Below are 18374 nucleotides of genomic sequence, written 5' to 3'. Positions count from 1 at the left end.
GTATAAAATTTTTTATAATGGATTTAAAACAAATCTTATAAATGTAGTTAGAGAACTTCTCATATAAAAAGGGGGTAAGGTGCGAAGATTGATAATAAAAGAGGCTATCAAGTTAATCATCAAAAATATCCAGGAAGTTTCAAAAAGCATAGATGAAAAAACCATAGAAAGATTAATTAAAATCTTAACATCCTCCAAGAGGATATTTGTGATCGGATTGGGACGTTCAGGGCTCGTGGCAAAAGCCTTTGCAATGAGACTAATGCACTTAGGCATGAATGTATTCGTAGTTGGAGAAACCATAACACCAGCCATAAAAGAAGATGATTGTCTGATAGCGATCTCAGGATCCGGGGAGACAAGTTACATCATAAAAGCAGCTAATATAGCCAAGAATAGGGGTTCAAAGGTGATTGCCATAACATCATATCCAAAATCGTCCCTTTCATCAATCGCGGACCTTACCGTAACCGTAAAAGGGAGAACTAAAATAGATGGCGAACAAAATTATATAAAAAGACAGATGAAGGGTGAACATCACTCAAAGGCGCCTCTGGGCACGCTATTCGAAGTATCTGCTCTAGTGTTCCTAGATGGGCTAATAGCAGAGCTAATGGAAAAACTAAATAAAAAAGAAGAGGACATGAAAGAAATGCATGACGTTTTTGAATGAAAATAAACCACCCTGATGGACCGGGGCTCCATGAAAGATCACCTATCTAGTAGGGGTCTTATCCCCCTCACTGTCAAGTTCACACCATCGCCTTCCTATACGATGAATTGCATTCCCTGATTTTTTGTATTTTACTTTAATACCCACTTTCAGGCGAATCTATTGCAGGCAATGGGGAGTATAAACCCTTCCACTCTCATATTTGGGGGGGTTTAATCGTCCACTTCCTTGATAGGCTACTAAATCAGGTCTTTATCCTCTCAGGATGGGTGTAAATGTTAAATCTCTCATCCCTTACAAATCCTATCATGGTAAGGCCAGCATCCACTGCAACCTTGTAACCAGAATATGTTGGAGCGGCATTTGAAGCTATGATGGGTATACCAACCCTTGCAACTTTTATGAGCATATCAGCTGGCATGCGACCACTATAAACTATAAAAGTTTCTGTGAAATCAACCATCTCAAGGGCACCTGCCCCTATTATCTTATCTACTGCGACATGACGACTCACATCCTCTGCAAGTATGAATTTATCTCCACTTACGAGGGCGGCCACATGGGCTCCGCCGGTCATCTTCCATAACCTGGCCCCTTTCACTAGCCTATCAAATGCTTCAAAAAGTTCATCACTTGTTATGCTAAATGTAGAATTAATCTCTTTTACAGATTCTATCCTATATCTCCACCCACCTAGGCTATCAGATCCTACAACAGACTCCCTAGCCATACTCTCATCCTTTAAATCTATTCCCACATTTATGGTCCCCCTATCTATGTCTAAAAGTTTTATGTCGGATACCTTCTCGATTAAACCTTCACCTAGAAGATACCCTATTGTAAACTCTCTCAAATTACTAGGAGTAACATAGAAGCGCCTTGATAAAATCCCATTTATTATAAGGTGGATCTCTGAATCTTTAATAACCCTTTCCTTGACCCTAGCAGGTTTTCCATCAACTTTAAAAGCGATGACATCCTTATATAATCTCATATAACATCCTCTCCTTTAGGATATTATATAGTAGCTAAGAGAATAAAATTTTGATAAGAGTTAATCTTCGCCACTATTGGGAGGTTATTAATGCAAAGATTGAGGAAGATATTAGAATCCTATCAGGGTAAAAGGGAAGATATCATCCCAGTGCTCCAGGATATCCAAAAAGAATATGGTTACTTACCAGAGAATGCTTTAAAGGAGCTTTCAAAGTACACAGGGGTTAGTGAAGGTCAAATTTATGGTATTGCAACATTCTATGCGCAATTTAGATTCAAACCAAAGGGTGGAAAACATGTGATAGTCTGCACAGGCACGGCATGCCATGTGAAAGGCTCTGACCAGATAATAGACACCATCCAAAGACACCTCAAAATAAAAGAAGGTGACACCACCCCAGACCATGAATACTCCCTAGAAGCTGTAGGGTGCATCGGTTGCTGTTCACTCGCACCATGCATCATGATAAACGAAAAAGTAATATCAAAGATAAAGCCGAGACAAATAAAACGACTACTACCACAAAAGTCATAGAGTGTCAATATGAACTTTGAAGAACTCGTCCAAGAAGCAAAAAAAGAATACTACTCCATTTTCCAGGGAGAACTTCCAGCCATTCTCATAGGCTCGGCCACATGTGGCATATCAGCCGGGGCAAACGAAATCACAAAAGTAATAGAAGATGAGATAACCAGAGAAAATATTGAAGCGAGAATAATACCCGTTGGGTGCATAGGATCATGCTATGCAGAACCCATCATAGGAATATTCAAAGGCAAAAAAGAAGGAGTATTATATGGTCCAGTAAACAAAAACTTAGCCAAGAAAATCATCAAGGAGAATATCATGGAAGACAAAACAGTCAAAGAGAATATCCTAGGTACAATACATGTAAACGAGGCTGGAACAGGGGGTAGTTTTTTCGAATCTGATTTTATGAGGCTGCAATCCCGCCAGATACTCAGAAGATGCGGTCTCATAAACCCTGAGGATATAAATCATTATCTTGCAACAGGAGGCTACACAGGCCTTTTAAAGGCTCTTGAAATGGGAGCTGATGAAATCATAAACACCATTAAAAAATCAGGTTTACGAGGAAGAGGCGGGGCAGGATTCCCAACATGGCTAAAATGGAACTTATGCAGACAATCAAATTCCCAAGAAAAATATATTATATGTAATGCGGATGAGGGAGACCCAGGCGCCTTCATGAATCGTTCACTACTTGAAGGCGACCCACACTCTGTACTCGAAGGAATATTAATAGGAGCCCATACAATCAAAGCAAAAAAAGCATACATTTACTGCAGAGCCGAATACCCCGCAGCACTGAAAAAACTAAAGAAAGCCATGAAAGACCTGGAAAAAATAGGCCTCCTAAACACCGAAATCGTGATAAAAAAAGGTGCGGGCGCCTTTGTATGTGGTGAGGAGACTGCGCTCATGGCATCAATTGAGGGCCGAAGGGGCATGCCAAGGACGAGACCGCCATTCCCAACAACAAAGGGCCTGTGGGGCAAACCCACTGTAATAAATAATGTGGAAACATTCGCAGCTATCTCATTAATATTCCAAGAAGGAGTCGAACAGTTCAGTTCAATGGGTACAGAATCAAGTAAAGGCACCAAAACATTTTCACTTGTTGGAGATATTAAAAGAACTGGCCTCATAGAGGTGCCCCTTGGCACAACCCTCAAAGAAGTCATATTTGATATAGGTGGTGGTATAAAAAATGGGGAGAATTTAAAGGCTGTTCAAATAGGGGGGCCATCAGGAGGTTGTCTTCCAGCTTCGATGATTGACACCGAAATTGATTATGATTCACTCACTTCAGCAGGGGCCATCATGGGATCCGGCGGCCTTGTAGTGTTATCAGATAATTCTTGCATGGTTGAAATCGCACGTTACTTTCTTGAATTTACACAAAGGGAATCCTGTGGCAAATGTGTACCTTGTCGCCTGGGAACCCAACAAATGCTCTTAATCCTTAATGATATAGTCCAAGGAAATGGGAATCCAGAGGATATTGAAACACTCCACGAGGTTGCAGAGACTGTTAAAGCAGCTTCACTTTGCGGACTAGGCCAGACCGCGCCGAATCCCGTGCTTACCACCCTTAAATATTTCATGGAAGAATATGTTGAACATATCATGGATAAGAGGTGCCCGGCGGCATATTGTAGGGAGCTGATGCATTACTTCATCGATAAGGAACGGTGCACAGGGTGCATGGCCTGTTTAAAAGCTTGCCCAAATAATGCTATTGTAGGAGTGGAAAATGAACCACACTTTATAGACCAAGTAAAGTGTTTGAAATGCGGTTCTTGTATGGATGTTTGTAGGGAAGGTGCAATACTGAAGGTACCAGGTCCTGGATAAGACTTATATATTATCTTGTTATTAATTTTTATTATAATACTTTTCACATGCTCTCTCACCAATTTTATTAGTTGGAGAACAATTATTATATTATTGAGGGACAGCAATGAAAAAGGAAATATTAGACGAATATGAAAAGATAAAAGATAAAATTTCAAAGGAAGAATTCCTAAAACAGCTGGAAGAAAGAAAGAGAGAATACGATGTAGGTTTCATGGATGACGTTGACATAGCCCATATGATAGTGGGGGAATACCTGAACCAAGAAAACGAACCATTATCAGAAAGAGAGTATAAAATCGCTGAGATAGCGGAAATGGAAGGAGCTGATAGGAATCTTAAAATTATAGGTAGAGTCTTCAGAATATCCAATATAAGAAGCTTCATTAACCGCGCCGGGAAAGAAGGGAAAGTAGCGAATGTCTTATTAGCAGATGAAACCAGGAAAATAAGAGCAGTATTCTGGACACCAAATATAAAGTTATTAAAAAAATTCAAAGAAGGAGACATAATCCAAATAGAAGGTTTCCAAGTGAGAGGAGGCTTCGCAGGTAGAAAAGAAATACACCTACAACCCCGCGCCACAATAAGGGTATTAGACCCGGCAGATCACCCAAACATCCCAGAATACAAGGAGGAAATAACACCTATAGCCGATATCAGAGAAGAGAACAAAGAAGTCAATATAATAGCGAGGATAACACGCATATCGAGGGTAAGAACCTTCGAAAGGAATGGTAAAGAAGGCAAAGTCGCATCCATGGAACTAAAAGACGAAACAGGGAAAATAACCTATACCCTTTGGAATAGGGACACAGAACTTATCAAAAAACTTCCATTGAAAGAAGGAGACGCTATAAAAGTACTAGGCGCCCAGACAAGAAAAAGAGAAGGAGAAGTTTACCTGACACATCATGGACTTACAAGGATTATAAAAGGCGACTTCAAAGTTCCGGAGGTGGAAGAGAAAATATTAAAGATAGGAAACCTCCACGAGAAGAGGGATGTGAATGTAATCGGCCTAGTTACAAAAATTCATGATAAAATAAACTTCGAAAGAGCTGACGGGACAACAGGCTCCCTAAGATCACTTGAGATAATGGATGATACAGGAGCCGCTAGGGTAACACTATGGCATGAAGACGCCGACCTAGACATAAAAAAAGGTGATATAATAAAAATAGAAGGTGGGAATGTTGAATTTGACAATTACACATCATCCCATCGTATAAACACAAACTGGAACACTAGGATAATCATAAACCCTGAAGAGGACACAGGACTCATAAAAGTCCTGAAAGAGTACAGGGAACATTTAAAACCCGTGAAGATATCCTCAATACTAGAAATGGAGGAAGAAGGGGAAGAAGTTGATGTGGTCGGCCGCATATTATCCTTGGGAGATCCCAGGGAGTTCCAGAGGGAGGATAGTGTGGGTATAGTTCGGAGTATGGAGTTGGCAGATGACACAGGCGTCATAAGAGTCACACTATGGGATGAGAAAGCAACTACATCATTAAATGTGGGAGACGCTATAAAAATAGAGAATGCGAGAATCCGCCTAGGCTTATATGATATCGAACTAAGTGTGGGTAAAACCTCAAGGATAATGAAACCCCTCCCAGAGGACATGGAGAAGCTCCCAACCATGGAAGAACTTGAGGACATTATCTACACCACCAAGAAAATCGATGAGATAGAAGAGGATGACAGAAGAATAAAGATTATTGGCAGGGTAATCGACCTTTACGAGCCCAGGGAGTTCCAGAGGGAGGATAGTGTGGGTATAGTTCGGAGTATGGAGTTGGCAGATGACACAGGCGTCATAAGAGTCACACTATGGGATGAGAAAGCAGAAACACCCCTCAACATAGGAGATGCTGTAAAAATAAAAAACCCACGTGTAAGATATAGGAATGAGAACCTCGAGCTTAGCTTGGGTCGGAATTCCCAAATAGAAGTTATAAAAGGGGAAATTAAAGATTTACCCAGTTTTGAGGAAATAGAGGAAATGGTCTACCCATATAAGAATATAAGTGATCTTGATGAAGAATCAGAGAATGTGAAAATCTCGGGAGAATTAACAGACCTCTATGGTGACAGGATAATATCATATCGTTGTCCAAGGTGTAACACGCGCCTTGATATCGGCGAGGAAAACATATGCAATTTCTGTGGCGAAGCAATAGATGAACCACGCCACCTACTCATGATACCTGGCCGGGTTGCTGATGAGACTGGGGAAATAAGGGTAACATTCTTTGGAAGAGAAGCCGAAAAATTGTTAGGGATGAAAACAGAGGAAATAGTGGACGTGATTAACAAGACAGGCGACGAAGGAGCTCTACATGATAAAGTTGAAGATCTCAATGGTGTACATGTAACTGTAATAGGAAATGTGAATTTCGATGAATATAATGAGGAATTAAGATTCAATCCCAAAAAGATTGTCGATATCAAATTTTAAAGTCAAAAAAGGAGAATAAAAATGGTTGAACTCGAAGATCTCCCAAACGTAGGGTCCAAAACAGCTCAAAAGCTTAGAGAAGCAGGATTTGGGGATATGATGCGCCTTGCAACGGCCACGGCCAAGGAGTTATCAGTTAAAGCAGATATAGGTGAGGGAGTGGCTGAGAAGATAATAGAGGCGGCTAGAAAAGCCGAGAGGATAGATTTTGAAACAGCACTTGATGTGATGGAAAGGCGTAAAGATGTTGGAAGGATAACCACTGGTAGCAAGGCACTGGATGAGCTCATAGGCGGCGGGATAGAAACACAAGCCATAACAGAGGTGTTCGGAGAATACGGGTCTGGTAAGAGTCAATTAGCCCACGAACTCGTTGTCACAGTTCAGCTACCTGAGGATAAGGGTGGGTTAAATGGTGAGGCGGTATTTATAGATACAGAGAACACATTCAGACCAGAGAGGGTTGAACAGATAGCTAATGCCTTCGAACTTAACATTGAGGAGGTTATGGAAAGAATATACATTGCAAGGGCCTTTAATTCAAGTCATCAGATACTCATGGCTGAGAAGGTGAATGAGTTAATCCAAGAGGGTAAGGATATAAGACTTGTCATAGTAGATTCACTCACATCCCATTTCAGGGCAGAATATGTGGGGAGAGAATCTCTTGCAACAAGGCAACAAAAATTAAACCAGCACTTGCATACATTACAGAACATTGCCAACACTTACAATGCAGCCATCTTCGTAACCAACCAAGTCCAGGCAAGACCTGATGCCTTCTTTGGGAGCCCGACAAAGGCCATAGGAGGGCACGTGCTTGGACACGCGGCAACTTACCGCATATGGTTAAAGAAGGGATTAGCTGGTAAGAGGATAGCGAGACTGGTTGACAGCCCACACCTACCAGAGGGTGAATGTGTCTTTAAAATAACCAATGATGGTATAGTAGACTGAGAACATCCCCCCATGCTTTTTTTGGTGGATCCTATGGGGGCAACTTAAATATTTTATTGTGATAATTTATGAATTCCTTTGATACAGTACTTGCTATAGTCTTAATGGTTTTACTTGGTTATATCGCGAAGACTTTGGGTGTTCTCCGTGAAAAGGATGCTTATTCTCTTAATAAAGTGGTTGTAAATATTGCTATACCATCTTTGATCTTCAACTCGATTTATAATTCGGAAATCTCAACCATCACAGCCCTTTTAAAAATGCCTCTTGTATCCGTGATAATTAGCCTTTTAATTGGGATAATGATATTCTTATGGACTAGACTATCATATTATGATAAGAGACGGGCTTGGAGCATAATATTACCAACTGCCATGGTCAATTCAGGTTTCATGGGTTACCCTGTGGTCTTAGGGATTTTTGGAAATGCTGGTCTTTTAAGAGCGGTCTTATATGATATGGGATCTGTATTCGTCTTTTTAACCATGGGTGTCTTGTTATCGTTCATTTTTGGCAATGATTATAGGAGGATTCTGAAGAGGACAATCTTTTTCCCCCCACTTTGGGGTCTTTTTTTGGGTGTGGCATTCAATGCTTTTAGCTTACCCCTTGGGCTCATATCCCATATTATAGATTATCTTTCAAGGGCGGCAGTACCCCTTATAATGATCTCCTTGGGCTTATCATTAGATTTTAAGGTCATAAAATCTTCATTAAGGGATGCTGCAATAGTAAGCACATTTAGACTCATAGTATCGCCACTTTTAGCCACTTTAATCGTGACATTGTTCCTATTTTCAGGTTTGGAGAAATCTATTGCAATTATAGAAGCTGCAATGCCATCTGCCATGCTTAGCATGGTCTTATCCATTGAAAACGACCTTGATATTAACTTAACCGCTGCTTGTGTATTTATGAGCACAACACTCAGTCTAGTGAGCCTGCCACTTATAATAGGCCTTATTGCGTGAAATCACACCTCTGATTGAGACATTCAGAGAATAATGTTCAAACTCCACAAGCCTGAACTCCTTTTGAGCCTACAGCTATGAGCAGATACAAGCAGCGGTTATCATATATAAACTTTACTTAAATATACTAATAGAAACTTTTATTTATAAGTGTGATAGAGTTTACATCATCTTATAGTTATATCCAGATCTTAGTAAAAAGGTGGTTTAATTGGCAGAAGAAAAAAAGGAAGAAATGGAAGAACCACGAATCGGTGTATACGTTTGCCACTGTGGAGTGAACATAGCCGGCGTACTAGACATTGACGAAGTAAGAGACTATGCAGCAACACTCCCCAATGTTGTCATCGCCCGAGACTACAAATACTACTGTTCAGACCCAGGACAACTAGAAATCCAAGAAGACATAAAAGAACTAGGACTCAACAGGGTCATAGTCGCCGCATGCTCACCCAGACTCCACGAACCCACATTCAGAAGATGCGTTGAAGAGGCAGGCCTCAACCCCTTCCTATTCGAATTCGCAAACATAAGGGAACAAGACTCATGGGTCCACATGCACGAACCAGAAGCCGCAACAGAAAAAGCCAAAGACCTCATAAGAATGGCAGTTGCCAAATCAAGACTACTAGAACCACTAGAAGCATCAAAAGTCAGCGTCGAAGACAAAGCACTAGTCATAGGAGGAGGAGTAGCGGGTATACAAGCAGCTTTAGACCTCGCCGACATGGGATTCAAAACATACCTCGTCGAGAGAAGACCCAGCATCGGTGGGCGGATGGCTCAACTAGACAAAACATTCCCAACCCTGGACTGTTCAATGTGTATCCTCTCACCGAAGATGGTGGACGTGGGTAAACACGAAAACATAGAACTTATAACCTATGCAGAAGTCAAAGAAGTTGACGGTTACATTGGAAACTTCAAAGTAAAAGTTGAAAAGAAACCAAGATACATCGATGAGGAAGAATGTGTAGGCTGCGGCACCTGCGTCGAAGTATGCCCAATCGAAATGCCAAACTATTTTGATGAAGGCATTGGAATGACCAAAGCCGTCTACATACCATTCCCACAAGCAGTTCCACTATGCGCTACCATAAACAAAGACTATTGTATAGAATGTAACCTATGTGACGAAGTCTGTGAAAGAGGTGCTGTAAACCACGACCAAGAACCTGAAGAAATAGAACTAGAAGTAGGAACGATCATAGTAGCAACAGGCTACGACCCATATGATCCAACAGAGAAACTAGAATACGGTTACGGTAAATACACCAATGTAATAACTGGTATAGAACTTGAAAGGCTGATCAACGCATCCGGGCCCACAGAAGGTAAAGTACTCAAACCATCAGATGGCAAAAAACCAAAGAGAATCGCTTTCCTACACTGTGTCGGTTCAAGGGATGAACAAATCGGGAAACCTTACTGTTCAAGAGTCTGCTGCATGTACATCATGAAGAACGCCCAACTAATAAAAGACAAAGTCCCAGAAACCGAAATAGCATGTTACTACATGGACATCCGAGCATTTGGTAAAGGATTCGAAGAATTCTACAAACGATCACAAGAACAATATGGTATAAAATTCATCAGGGGAAGAGCAGCCGAGATAATAGAAAACCCAGACCTCACATTAACGGTAAGGGCGGAAGACACCCTACTCGGAAAAACAACAGAATACACATATGATATGGTCGTTTTAGGCGTTGGATTAACACCACCAGAAGGAATCGAGGACCTTAGAAAGACCATCGGATTATCAAAGTCAGCTGACGGATTCCTAATGGAAGCACACCCAAAACTCAGACCAGTTGACACACTAACAGACGGAGTATACCTAGCAGGCGTATCACAGGGTCCAAAGGACATACCAGACTCAGTAGCACAATCCTCTGGTGCAGCAGCCCGAGCAGCCATACCAATGGTCAAAGGAGAAGTGGAAATCGAACCCATAGTCGCTGTCACAGACCTCGATGTATGCGGCGGATGCCAAGTATGTGTAGAACTATGCCCATTTGGAGCCATTGAAATAAAAGACGACCAAGCAAACGTAAACGTTGCCCTGTGTAAAGGCTGCGGAACATGTGTAGCTGCATGCCCATCAGGAGCAATGGACCAACAACACTTCAGAACAAAACAGATAATGGCACAAATCGAAGCAGCATTCAAAGAACCAGCAAAATAACCCCCCCCACTTAATTATCTTTTTTTCTATGGAGGCTTCCTATTTTGAATAAAGAAACCGCGGAAAAACTTACAAGATTACTAAACCTTGAAAAGAAACCGGTCGCAATCGCATGGTCAGTGAAAGAACCAGAGGACATGCCCAGAGAAAAAGGAAAATCTCGTTTTTGCAAGAAAATAGATAAGGCGCTTGAAGGAGAAGTCTTCTATTCAACGGCTGAAGAGGAAGAATGTTTTGGAGGGGCGAGATACTCTGGCATGAAAGACCCCAAAGGGTTCCCAAAGAACATGAGAACAGGAGCATTCCTAGTCGCCATGGGAATCCATGATAGCATACAATCAGTCCAGAGATCATGGCAAAAAAACATGGCAATAGAACCTGGAATATTCTCAAGCATACTATTCTCACCTTTATCAAAGGCAAAATTCACACCAGATGTAATAATTATCATATGTAATGGCAAACAAGCAATGGAACTACTACACGCCAACGCATATGATAGTATCTCAGAGGCGCTCGGGGCTGATGTTGGCCCCATCTGCAGTACCATGGGCGCCCGCCCATACCTCACAGGACAAGTAACATATGGTTTCGCAGATGTTGGCTCAAGAAGGCACATGAAAAACCTCAAAGACGAGGATGTGATGGTCAGCATACCATACCAGCACGTTAAGAGGATCCTCCACAACCTAGAAGAAATGAAAAAAGCTTAGAAGAACCCCCCCACACAAGATTATTTTTTTTTTTTGGGGACTCTTTTTTTTAAGTTGGTACTTTAAGATTCCTAAACATTTCACTGCTAGGGATGATTTTAGGGGGGGGGGGGAATTCACAAGGGAAATACTATAAAAACCTAGACTATAATAGTGTATGAGAATCCCCAAAACCTCCCCATTCGGCTAGGGATAAAATTTTCTGATAATAAAAATGTGAGGGAGATAAACCATGGCAAATAATCGAATTTATGCTGAAAAGATCCGAAATTTCATGAAAGACCATAATAAATGGATGGAAGATAGCATCAATCTAATTGCCAGCGAAAATATTACAAGTTCGCGGGTTAAAGAAGCCCTAACCTCTGACCTTTCCCATAGATACGCAGAGGGGCTGCCAGGTAAACGATTCTATGAAGGCTGCTATTATATAGATAAAATCGAAGAACTGGCAATAGATTTATGCAAAAGACTTTTCAATGCAGAACATGCGAATGTACAACCCACATCTGGTGTTGTGGCGAACCTCGCGTCATTCTTCGCACTTACAAGTGTAGGGGACACTATAATGGCATTAGAAATCCCCTATGGGGGTCATTTATCCCATGCAACTGTGAGCGCGGCTGGTGTGAGAGGATTAAAGATCCAAGCCCACCCTTTTGACGTTGATAGGATGAACATTGACCCTGAAAAAATGAAAAAAAGGATAATCGAATTAAAACCTAAACTGATACTCTTAGGTGGAAGTCTTTTCCTCTTCCCACATCCCGTAGAAGAAGCAAGAGAAGCCGCTGATGAAGTAGGCGCCAGTATAATGTATGATGGAGCCCATGTACTAGGTTTGATCGCTGGTAAATGTTTCCAAGACCCCCTGGGGGAAGGGGCCGATGTTCTAGTAGGCAGCACCCATAAGACCTTCCCAGGACCGCAGGGTGGCATAATCCTATGCGGCCGGGAACTAGCAGAAAAAATAGACGAGGCCGTGTTCCCCGGCCTTGTTAGTAACCATCACTTGCACCATGTTGCAGGTCTTGGGATCACCGCAGCTGAAATGTTAGAATTTGGAGAGGCTTATGCAAAGGACACCATAAAGAATGCTAAAAAACTCGCCGAAAGCCTCTATGAATTAGGATTTAATGTTCTATGTGAGGATCTCGGATTCACAGAATCCCATCAGCTTGTAATGGATGTTTCAAATATTGGGAGAGCTGTGGAGATAGCTAAAAAACTTGAAGATAACAATATCATATTAAACAAAAACCTGCTCCCATGGGATGATGTTAACAGGTCAAATGACCCATCAGGTATACGCATAGGCACTCAAGAGATTACAAGGCGTGGCATGAGAGAATCAGAGATGGATGAAATAGCAGAATATATAAAAAGAGTGCTCATAGATAAAAAAGATGTTAAAGAGGAAGTTTCAGAGTTCATGTCTGATTATACAAGAGTCCATTACGCATTTGAAGAATCAGAAGCCTACAAGTATTTAGACATCATCTGAAGGGGACGGATCTAGGATGAGGATAGCCTGGGCATTCACAGGAGCCGGCCACCTACTCCTTGAAAGCGTCGAAGAACTTGAAAAACTTGCAAGAGAACATAAAGTCACGATAATGATCTCAAGGGCCGCTGAAGAAGTACTAAAAATGTATGGCCTTTTCGAGCGTGTTAAAAAATTAGAGGGGGGATACTATAGGGAATTAATACTAGAGAGAGATGAGGGTTTCAGTTTCCCCATAACTGGAAGATTATCCCTTGGCCGTTACGACCTGCTCATAGTATCCCCTGCAACCGCAAATACAGTGGCTAAGATAGTTCATGGTATAGCAGACACTCTCGTCACAAACGCGGTTGCACAAGCCGGTAAAGGCAAAGTCAGGACAATAATAGTGCCCGTGGACTTGGAAGAAGGCGAAGTCGAGACTGTGATACCCTCTAAGTTAGAGTTAACTATTTGCAGAAGATGTGAAACATGTAATGCCGCTGCAGCCTGTCCACAGGATGCAATAATACCAGGGGTAGAAATACAACTTTTAAAATGTATAGGATGTGGGAACTGTCAAAAGGCTTGCCCATACGGGGCCATATCAGGTGGGAGCACTATAACACTCCATATGAGGAACATAGACGTGGATAATACAAGACGCCTCAAAAGGATAGATGGCATCCAGGTCATCAAAGAACCAGTGGAATTCTGGAATCACTTGTAAAATTCGATAATATCCCCTATCCTCGTCCCGGAATCTGCTATACTGCCCTGTGGAAGTTCTATTATATACTTGGCAGGCTTATTGGGTATGTACACTTGCCATGGTTTTAAGGTGGCCAAGTCCACAACTCTTTTCTCGGCATCCAAGAATATAACATCTAATGATATTCTCATGAAGAACATGTGAATACTTGAACCACCACGCCCTCTGCCCTCAGGCATCTTTAATAATAAACCCTCTTTTATATCTTTTTTGAACATTAAGCCTTTAAATCTCGAAATGAATGTATCTGCGATTTTCACATTACCCAGGCATTCGTTTCTGGTCTTGTTCAAAACTTTCAATATAGTCACCTATTTACTTGCTGGAAGATTATAATATTTATATTATCAGTTCAAAAAATCATATTTATCATAGTAATTATTTTCATAGACTCTGGGAGGTTACCATTGTGAGAAACATAATAGTAGAACCGCTTAGACAGCCGTCAATCGAAGAACAAAAGATAGAAATAGTTGAAAGGAAGGGTATAGGACACCCTGATAGTATAAGTGATGGTATAGCAGAATCTGTTAGCAGAGCCCTTTGCAATGCTTATCTGGAACATTTCGGGGCTATAATGCATCATAACACTGATGAGGTTCAAATAACGGCAGGAGAATCCGCGCCGAAATTTGGTGGCGGTGAAATATTAAGACCAATAAACATACTCTTAACGGGCAGGGGCATCTCAGAAGTTGACAATGAAAAAATAGGACTCGACCGTATAGCGATAGGAGCCGCTAAAGAATACTTGAAAGAGAATATAAGAAATCTTGACGTTGAAACATGCACTGTAGTAGAATGCAAGATAGGCCACGGATCCGGCGAACTAAGGGATGTTTTCGCAAGGAGAGATAGCGCCCCATTATCCAATGACACGTCATTTGGGGTTGGATTCGCCCCATTCTCCGAGACAGAAACCATAGTACTTGAAACTGAAAAACTGCTAAATTCTAGAAAGTTCAAGAGGAAATATCCAGCAGTCGGTGAAGATGTGAAAGTCATGGGTTTAAGGGAGGAGGATAAAATAACCCTAACAGTCGCAGTTGCCATGATCGACAAGTACATACCAGACCTTGAAGAATACATAGAAGTTAAAAACATCCTTGAAGAGAAAATCCTGGATCTTGCCAGCAGATACACCAACAGAAACATTGAAATATTCATAAACACAGCTGACAGATACGATGAAGAGAAACCCTCAGTTTATATAACAGTCACGGGAACATCAGCTGAGATGGGAGACGATGGCTCTGCAGGACGAGGGAACAGGGCTAACGGGCTCATAACACCCAACAGGCCAATGTCAATGGAAGCCACATCTGGTAAAAACCCAATAAACCACGTAGGTAAAATATACAACCTACTAGCTAACCAGATGGCATCAGATATCATAGAGGAAGTAGAAGGTGTTAAACAAGTCCATATAATGATCCTAAGCCAAATAGGCAAACCAATCAACCAACCAAAGACTGCAACATCCCAGATAATCCTAGAAGAAGGCTACAAGATAGAAGACGTTAAAGAGAATATTTCAAAGATAATGGATGAATGGCTCGACAATATAGGGGACATAACAGAGATGCTGATAAAAGGGAAACTTAAAACATTCTAATTTTCACATCCCCAGATGGGAGAGTTACTATGCCAATCCAGGAGGCTGAAAGAACATACCAACCACACCGTATCGAAGAAAAAGTCCAAGACTTCTGGGAAGAAAGGGACATCTACGAGCGGATTAAAAGACTCAGAAAAAATAAACCAAGATACTCATTCTTAGATGGTCCACCATATTGCAGCGGCCGGATACACCTTGGAACAGCATGGAATAAAATCATAAAAGACACTTACTTAAGATTCAAGAGCATGAGAGGATTCCATGTTAGAAGGCAATCCGGTTGGGACGCTCATGGCCTCCCAATCGAACATAAAGTAGAGGGACTTCTCGGCATAAAAAGTAAAAAAGAGATAGAGAAAATAGGGATAGAAAAATTCGTGGAAAAATGTAGAGAATTCGCCACTAAAAACAAGGAGATAATGACAAGACAATTCAAAAGACTAGGAGTTTGGATGGACTGGGAGAAACCATACATCACATTCGATCCTAATTATATGGAATCCTGTTGGTGGACCCTAAAACAAGCACATAAAAAGAACCTGCTCATAAATGACCTCCGAGTTATAACATGGTGCCCCCGCTGTGAAACAGCCCTGGCACTGGCTGAAATAGACTATCATGAAAAGGAAGACCCTTCGATATACGTGAAATTCCCACTAGAAAAAGAGGACCATTTCATCCTAGTATGGACAACAACACCATGGACCCTCCCAGCCAACATGGCAGTAACCGTACACCCTGACTTTAATTATATTTATGCAAAAACCGATAAAGAAACTTATCTCCTGGCAGAATCCCTAGCAGACACCATACTAGAAGACTATAAGATAATAAAGAGGATTAAAGGGAGCGAACTTGAAGGATTAAAATACGAACACCCCCTTAAAGAAGAGGTACCATACCACAAGAACATCGAACATCATATAATAGTAGGAGAACATGTAACCCTCACAGAGGGGACAGGATGTGTGCACACAGCCCCGGGTCACGGGCCAGAGGACTTTGAAATCGGTAAAAAATATGATCTGCCAATATTTTGTCCAGTAGACGAAGCTGGGAAATTCAAAAAAGAAGCAGGCAAATACGAGGGCCAGTTTGTAAAAAATGCCGACCCATTCATCATCCAAGACCTTAAATCAAAGGGTCTGCTATTCAGAGCAGATACCATCAAGCACCGTTACGGGTTCTGTTGGAGATGCAAGACGCCAATAATATACCTTGCAACCCAACAATGGTTCCTGAAAATCACAGAAATAAAAAATAAGATGTTAGATGAGATCAAGAAAGTTGAGTGGATTCCAAGTTGGGCTGGTGAAAGCAGATTCCGCAATTGGATCGAGAACGCGAAAGACTGGACGATCTCAAGGCAAAGATACTGGGGCATACCATTACCCATCTGGGTATGTGAAAAATGTGGCGAAATCAAGGTTATAGGATCCGTAAAGGAACTTAAAGAAAACATGATCCAAGGAGAACTCAAAGGCGACTTTATGCACAGACCCTACGTGGATAATATAATCTTGGAGTGTGAATGCGGTTCAAAGATGAAAAGAACACCAGACGTATTAGATGTCTGGATAGACTCTGGAGTTGCTGGTTGGGCATCACTCTACTACCCAATGGAAAAAAAATTATTCAACAGATGGTTCCCTTATGATTTCATAACAGAAGGTCATGACCAGACAAGGGGTTGGTTCTATTCACAGCTTGGCTGTGGAATCATAGCACTCGACCAAGTACCATACCGGAAGGTTCTCATGCACGGGTTCACCCTTGATGAAGAAGGCCGTAAGATGAGCAAATCCCTTGGGAACGTTGTCGAACCCGAGGAAGTCATAGAAAAATATGGTGTTGACGTCCTCAGATTCTACCTCTTATGGGCTAATAAACCATGGGAAGATCTTAAATTTGTATGGGAAGAGCTTAAAAATATTAATAAGATGTTCAACATCCTCTGGAATGTGTACGTTTTCGCAACCACTTATATGGTCCTAGATGACTTCAACCCTTATGAACATGATGAAGAAGAACTTAAATTCAGGCCAGAAGATCGGTGGATATTATCGAGGATAAACTCAGCAGCCAAGAAAGTGACAAACGCCATTGAGAGACTCCTATTCCATAAGGCCACACGAGAATTGCACGATTTTATAGTGGAGGATCTTAGCAGATGGTATGTTAGGCTTATACGTAGCAGGACATGGATTGAAAAGGATGACCCAGATAAGATCGCAGCATATTATACCCTTTACAATGTCCTTAAAACCTTAATAATTATAATGTCGCCTATAACTCCTCATTTGACTGAGGACATTTACCAGAATCTAGTAAGGGGTGCTGATCCAAACGTTCCTGAGAGCATACACATGCTAGATTGGGAATACAATCCAAAACTCATAGATGAAGATCTTGAAGAAAAAATGGATATTGTGAGGGATGTTATCGAAGCATGTGCACGTGCAAGGGACAAGGCAAAGTACAAGCTCAGATGGCCAGTTAAGAACATAGCAGTAGTATCCGAAGACAAAAGAATACTGGAGGCTGTAGAATCACTTAGAGATATTGTTATCGAACAGGCAAACACCAAAGGATTAGAGGTGACTGTGGAGTTTGAAAGGATGAAAATACATGCCAAACCTAACCCAAGAACCCTAGGACCGCGGCTCAGAGACGACATGCCCCTAGCAATGAAAAAACTCCAAGAAAAGGATGGATATATTATAAAATCCACCCTAGAAAGTGAAGGGGTATACAAATTAACTATTAAGGGCAAAGAGGTACAATTGAATGAAGAGGATATCATATTCGAAACAGAATTGCCAGAAGATATAGTAACAGCCAAATTTGATGGTGGGAGCGTTTTCGTAGATACAAAATTAACCCATGAAATATTAAGCGAAGCCATGGCAAGGGAACTCATCCGCCGAATACAAGATATGCGAAAAGACCTAGACCTTGATGTCGAAGCACACATTAAAGTCGATGTTAACTGTACCAACAAATTCAAAGAGCTTATAGAACCCCACAAAGAATTCATTAAAAATGAAGTGAGAGCAAAAACATTATCATTCAAAGGAAGAAAGATAGGATACACGAAAAATTGGAATATATCAGATGAAAAATTTACTATATCCATCTCCAGATCGTAGATTGGTG

14 protein-coding genes are annotated in these 18374 nt (G+C 41.3%); 12 read left to right on the top strand and 2 right to left on the bottom strand.

From position 1 onward, the window contains the following. The first annotated feature begins 88 nt into the window (after positions 1-88). Complete coding sequence (gene hxlB / locus ACZ5XX_RS02080; protein ID WP_464586146.1) at positions 89-673, top strand: 6-phospho-3-hexuloisomerase; 585 nt, start codon at positions 89-91, stop codon at positions 671-673. A 244-nt stretch (positions 674-917) separates the two neighbouring features. On the opposite strand, the gene fdhD is transcribed toward hxlB, so the two are convergent. Then, positions 918-1667, bottom strand: a complete 750-nt coding sequence (fdhD, locus tag ACZ5XX_RS02075; protein ID WP_464585133.1) for a formate dehydrogenase accessory sulfurtransferase FdhD — start codon at positions 1665-1667, stop codon at positions 918-920. A gap of 90 nt (positions 1668-1757) precedes the next feature. On the opposite strand from fdhD, the gene nuoE reads away from it, so the two are divergent. From nuoE to ACZ5XX_RS02030, 9 genes are all read left to right on the top strand, one after another. Beyond that, entirely contained in the window at positions 1758-2204 is a 447-nt protein-coding gene (gene nuoE, locus ACZ5XX_RS02070; protein WP_464585131.1) for an NADH-quinone oxidoreductase subunit NuoE, read from the top strand. Positions 2205-2213: 9 nt separating this feature from the next. Then, positions 2214-4049 (top strand): NADH-ubiquinone oxidoreductase-F iron-sulfur binding region domain-containing protein, encoded by a 1836-nt coding sequence (locus ACZ5XX_RS02065; protein ID WP_464585129.1) that lies wholly within the window; start codon positions 2214-2216, stop codon positions 4047-4049. A 106-nt stretch (positions 4050-4155) separates the two neighbouring features. Then, positions 4156-6516 (top strand): OB-fold nucleic acid binding domain-containing protein, encoded by a 2361-nt coding sequence (locus ACZ5XX_RS02060; RefSeq protein WP_464585125.1) that lies wholly within the window; start codon positions 4156-4158, stop codon positions 6514-6516. 21 nt (positions 6517-6537) lie between these two features. Further along, on the top strand, positions 6538-7473 hold the full coding sequence (gene radA / locus ACZ5XX_RS02055) for a DNA repair and recombination protein RadA (RefSeq protein WP_464585123.1): 936 nt from the start codon (positions 6538-6540) through the stop codon (positions 7471-7473). 68 nt (positions 7474-7541) lie between these two features. Continuing rightward, positions 7542-8444, top strand: coding sequence for an AEC family transporter (locus tag ACZ5XX_RS02050; protein ID WP_464585121.1), 903 nt, complete (start codon positions 7542-7544; stop codon positions 8442-8444). Positions 8445-8655: 211 nt separating this feature from the next. Beyond that, a complete protein-coding gene (locus ACZ5XX_RS02045; protein WP_464585119.1) occupies positions 8656-10632 on the top strand; it encodes a 4Fe-4S binding protein in 1977 nt (658 codons plus the stop codon). Between the two features lie 44 nt (positions 10633-10676). Next, positions 10677-11345, top strand: a complete 669-nt coding sequence (locus ACZ5XX_RS02040; protein WP_464585117.1) for a DUF169 domain-containing protein — start codon at positions 10677-10679, stop codon at positions 11343-11345. Positions 11346-11577: 232 nt separating this feature from the next. After that, positions 11578-12849 (top strand): serine hydroxymethyltransferase, encoded by a 1272-nt coding sequence (gene glyA, locus ACZ5XX_RS02035; RefSeq protein ID WP_464585115.1) that lies wholly within the window; start codon positions 11578-11580, stop codon positions 12847-12849. Positions 12850-12865: 16 nt separating this feature from the next. Next, the gene (locus tag ACZ5XX_RS02030; protein ID WP_464585113.1) at positions 12866-13558 is read left to right on the top strand and encodes a dihydromethanopterin reductase (acceptor); all 693 of its coding nucleotides are present in this window, start codon (positions 12866-12868) and stop codon (positions 13556-13558) included. Here the strand turns inward: ACZ5XX_RS02030 and ACZ5XX_RS02025 are convergent. Further along, the gene (locus ACZ5XX_RS02025; protein WP_464585112.1) at positions 13549-13911 is read right to left on the bottom strand and encodes a DUF192 domain-containing protein; all 363 of its coding nucleotides are present in this window, start codon (positions 13909-13911) and stop codon (positions 13549-13551) included. The genes ACZ5XX_RS02030 and ACZ5XX_RS02025 overlap by 10 nt on opposite strands. 98 nt (positions 13912-14009) lie before the next feature. On the opposite strand from ACZ5XX_RS02025, the gene ACZ5XX_RS02020 reads away from it, so the two are divergent. Both ACZ5XX_RS02020 and ileS read left to right on the top strand, forming a co-directional pair. After that, positions 14010-15215, top strand: coding sequence for a methionine adenosyltransferase (locus ACZ5XX_RS02020; protein WP_464585109.1), 1206 nt, complete (start codon positions 14010-14012; stop codon positions 15213-15215). Between the two features lie 29 nt (positions 15216-15244). Then, entirely contained in the window at positions 15245-18367 is a 3123-nt protein-coding gene (gene ileS, locus ACZ5XX_RS02015; RefSeq protein WP_464585107.1) for an isoleucine--tRNA ligase, read from the top strand. Positions 18368-18374 lie beyond the last annotated feature (7 nt).

It is taken from the genome of Methanothermobacter crinale (genome assembly GCF_055397825.1).
This window is presented reverse-complemented; position numbering and strand designations above follow the sequence as displayed.

Bases quoted from the DNA above. Each gene is read 5' to 3' on its own strand.
- fdhD (WP_464585133.1), bottom strand. From the start codon at position 1,667: ATGAGATTATATAAGGATGTCATCGCTTTTAAAGTTGATGGAAAACCT.
- nuoE (WP_464585131.1), top strand. From the start codon at position 1,758: ATGCAAAGATTGAGGAAGATATTAGAATCCTATCAGGGTAAAAGGGAA.
- ACZ5XX_RS02065 (WP_464585129.1), top strand. From the start codon at position 2,214: ATGAACTTTGAAGAACTCGTCCAAGAAGCAAAAAAAGAATACTACTCC.
- ACZ5XX_RS02060 (WP_464585125.1), top strand. From the start codon at position 4,156: ATGAAAAAGGAAATATTAGACGAATATGAAAAGATAAAAGATAAAATT.
- radA (WP_464585123.1), top strand. From the start codon at position 6,538: ATGGTTGAACTCGAAGATCTCCCAAACGTAGGGTCCAAAACAGCTCAA.
- ACZ5XX_RS02050 (WP_464585121.1), top strand. From the start codon at position 7,542: ATGAATTCCTTTGATACAGTACTTGCTATAGTCTTAATGGTTTTACTT.
- glyA (WP_464585115.1), top strand. From the start codon at position 11,578: ATGGCAAATAATCGAATTTATGCTGAAAAGATCCGAAATTTCATGAAA.
- ACZ5XX_RS02030 (WP_464585113.1), top strand. From the start codon at position 12,866: ATGAGGATAGCCTGGGCATTCACAGGAGCCGGCCACCTACTCCTTGAA.
- ileS (WP_464585107.1), top strand. From the start codon at position 15,245: ATGCCAATCCAGGAGGCTGAAAGAACATACCAACCACACCGTATCGAA.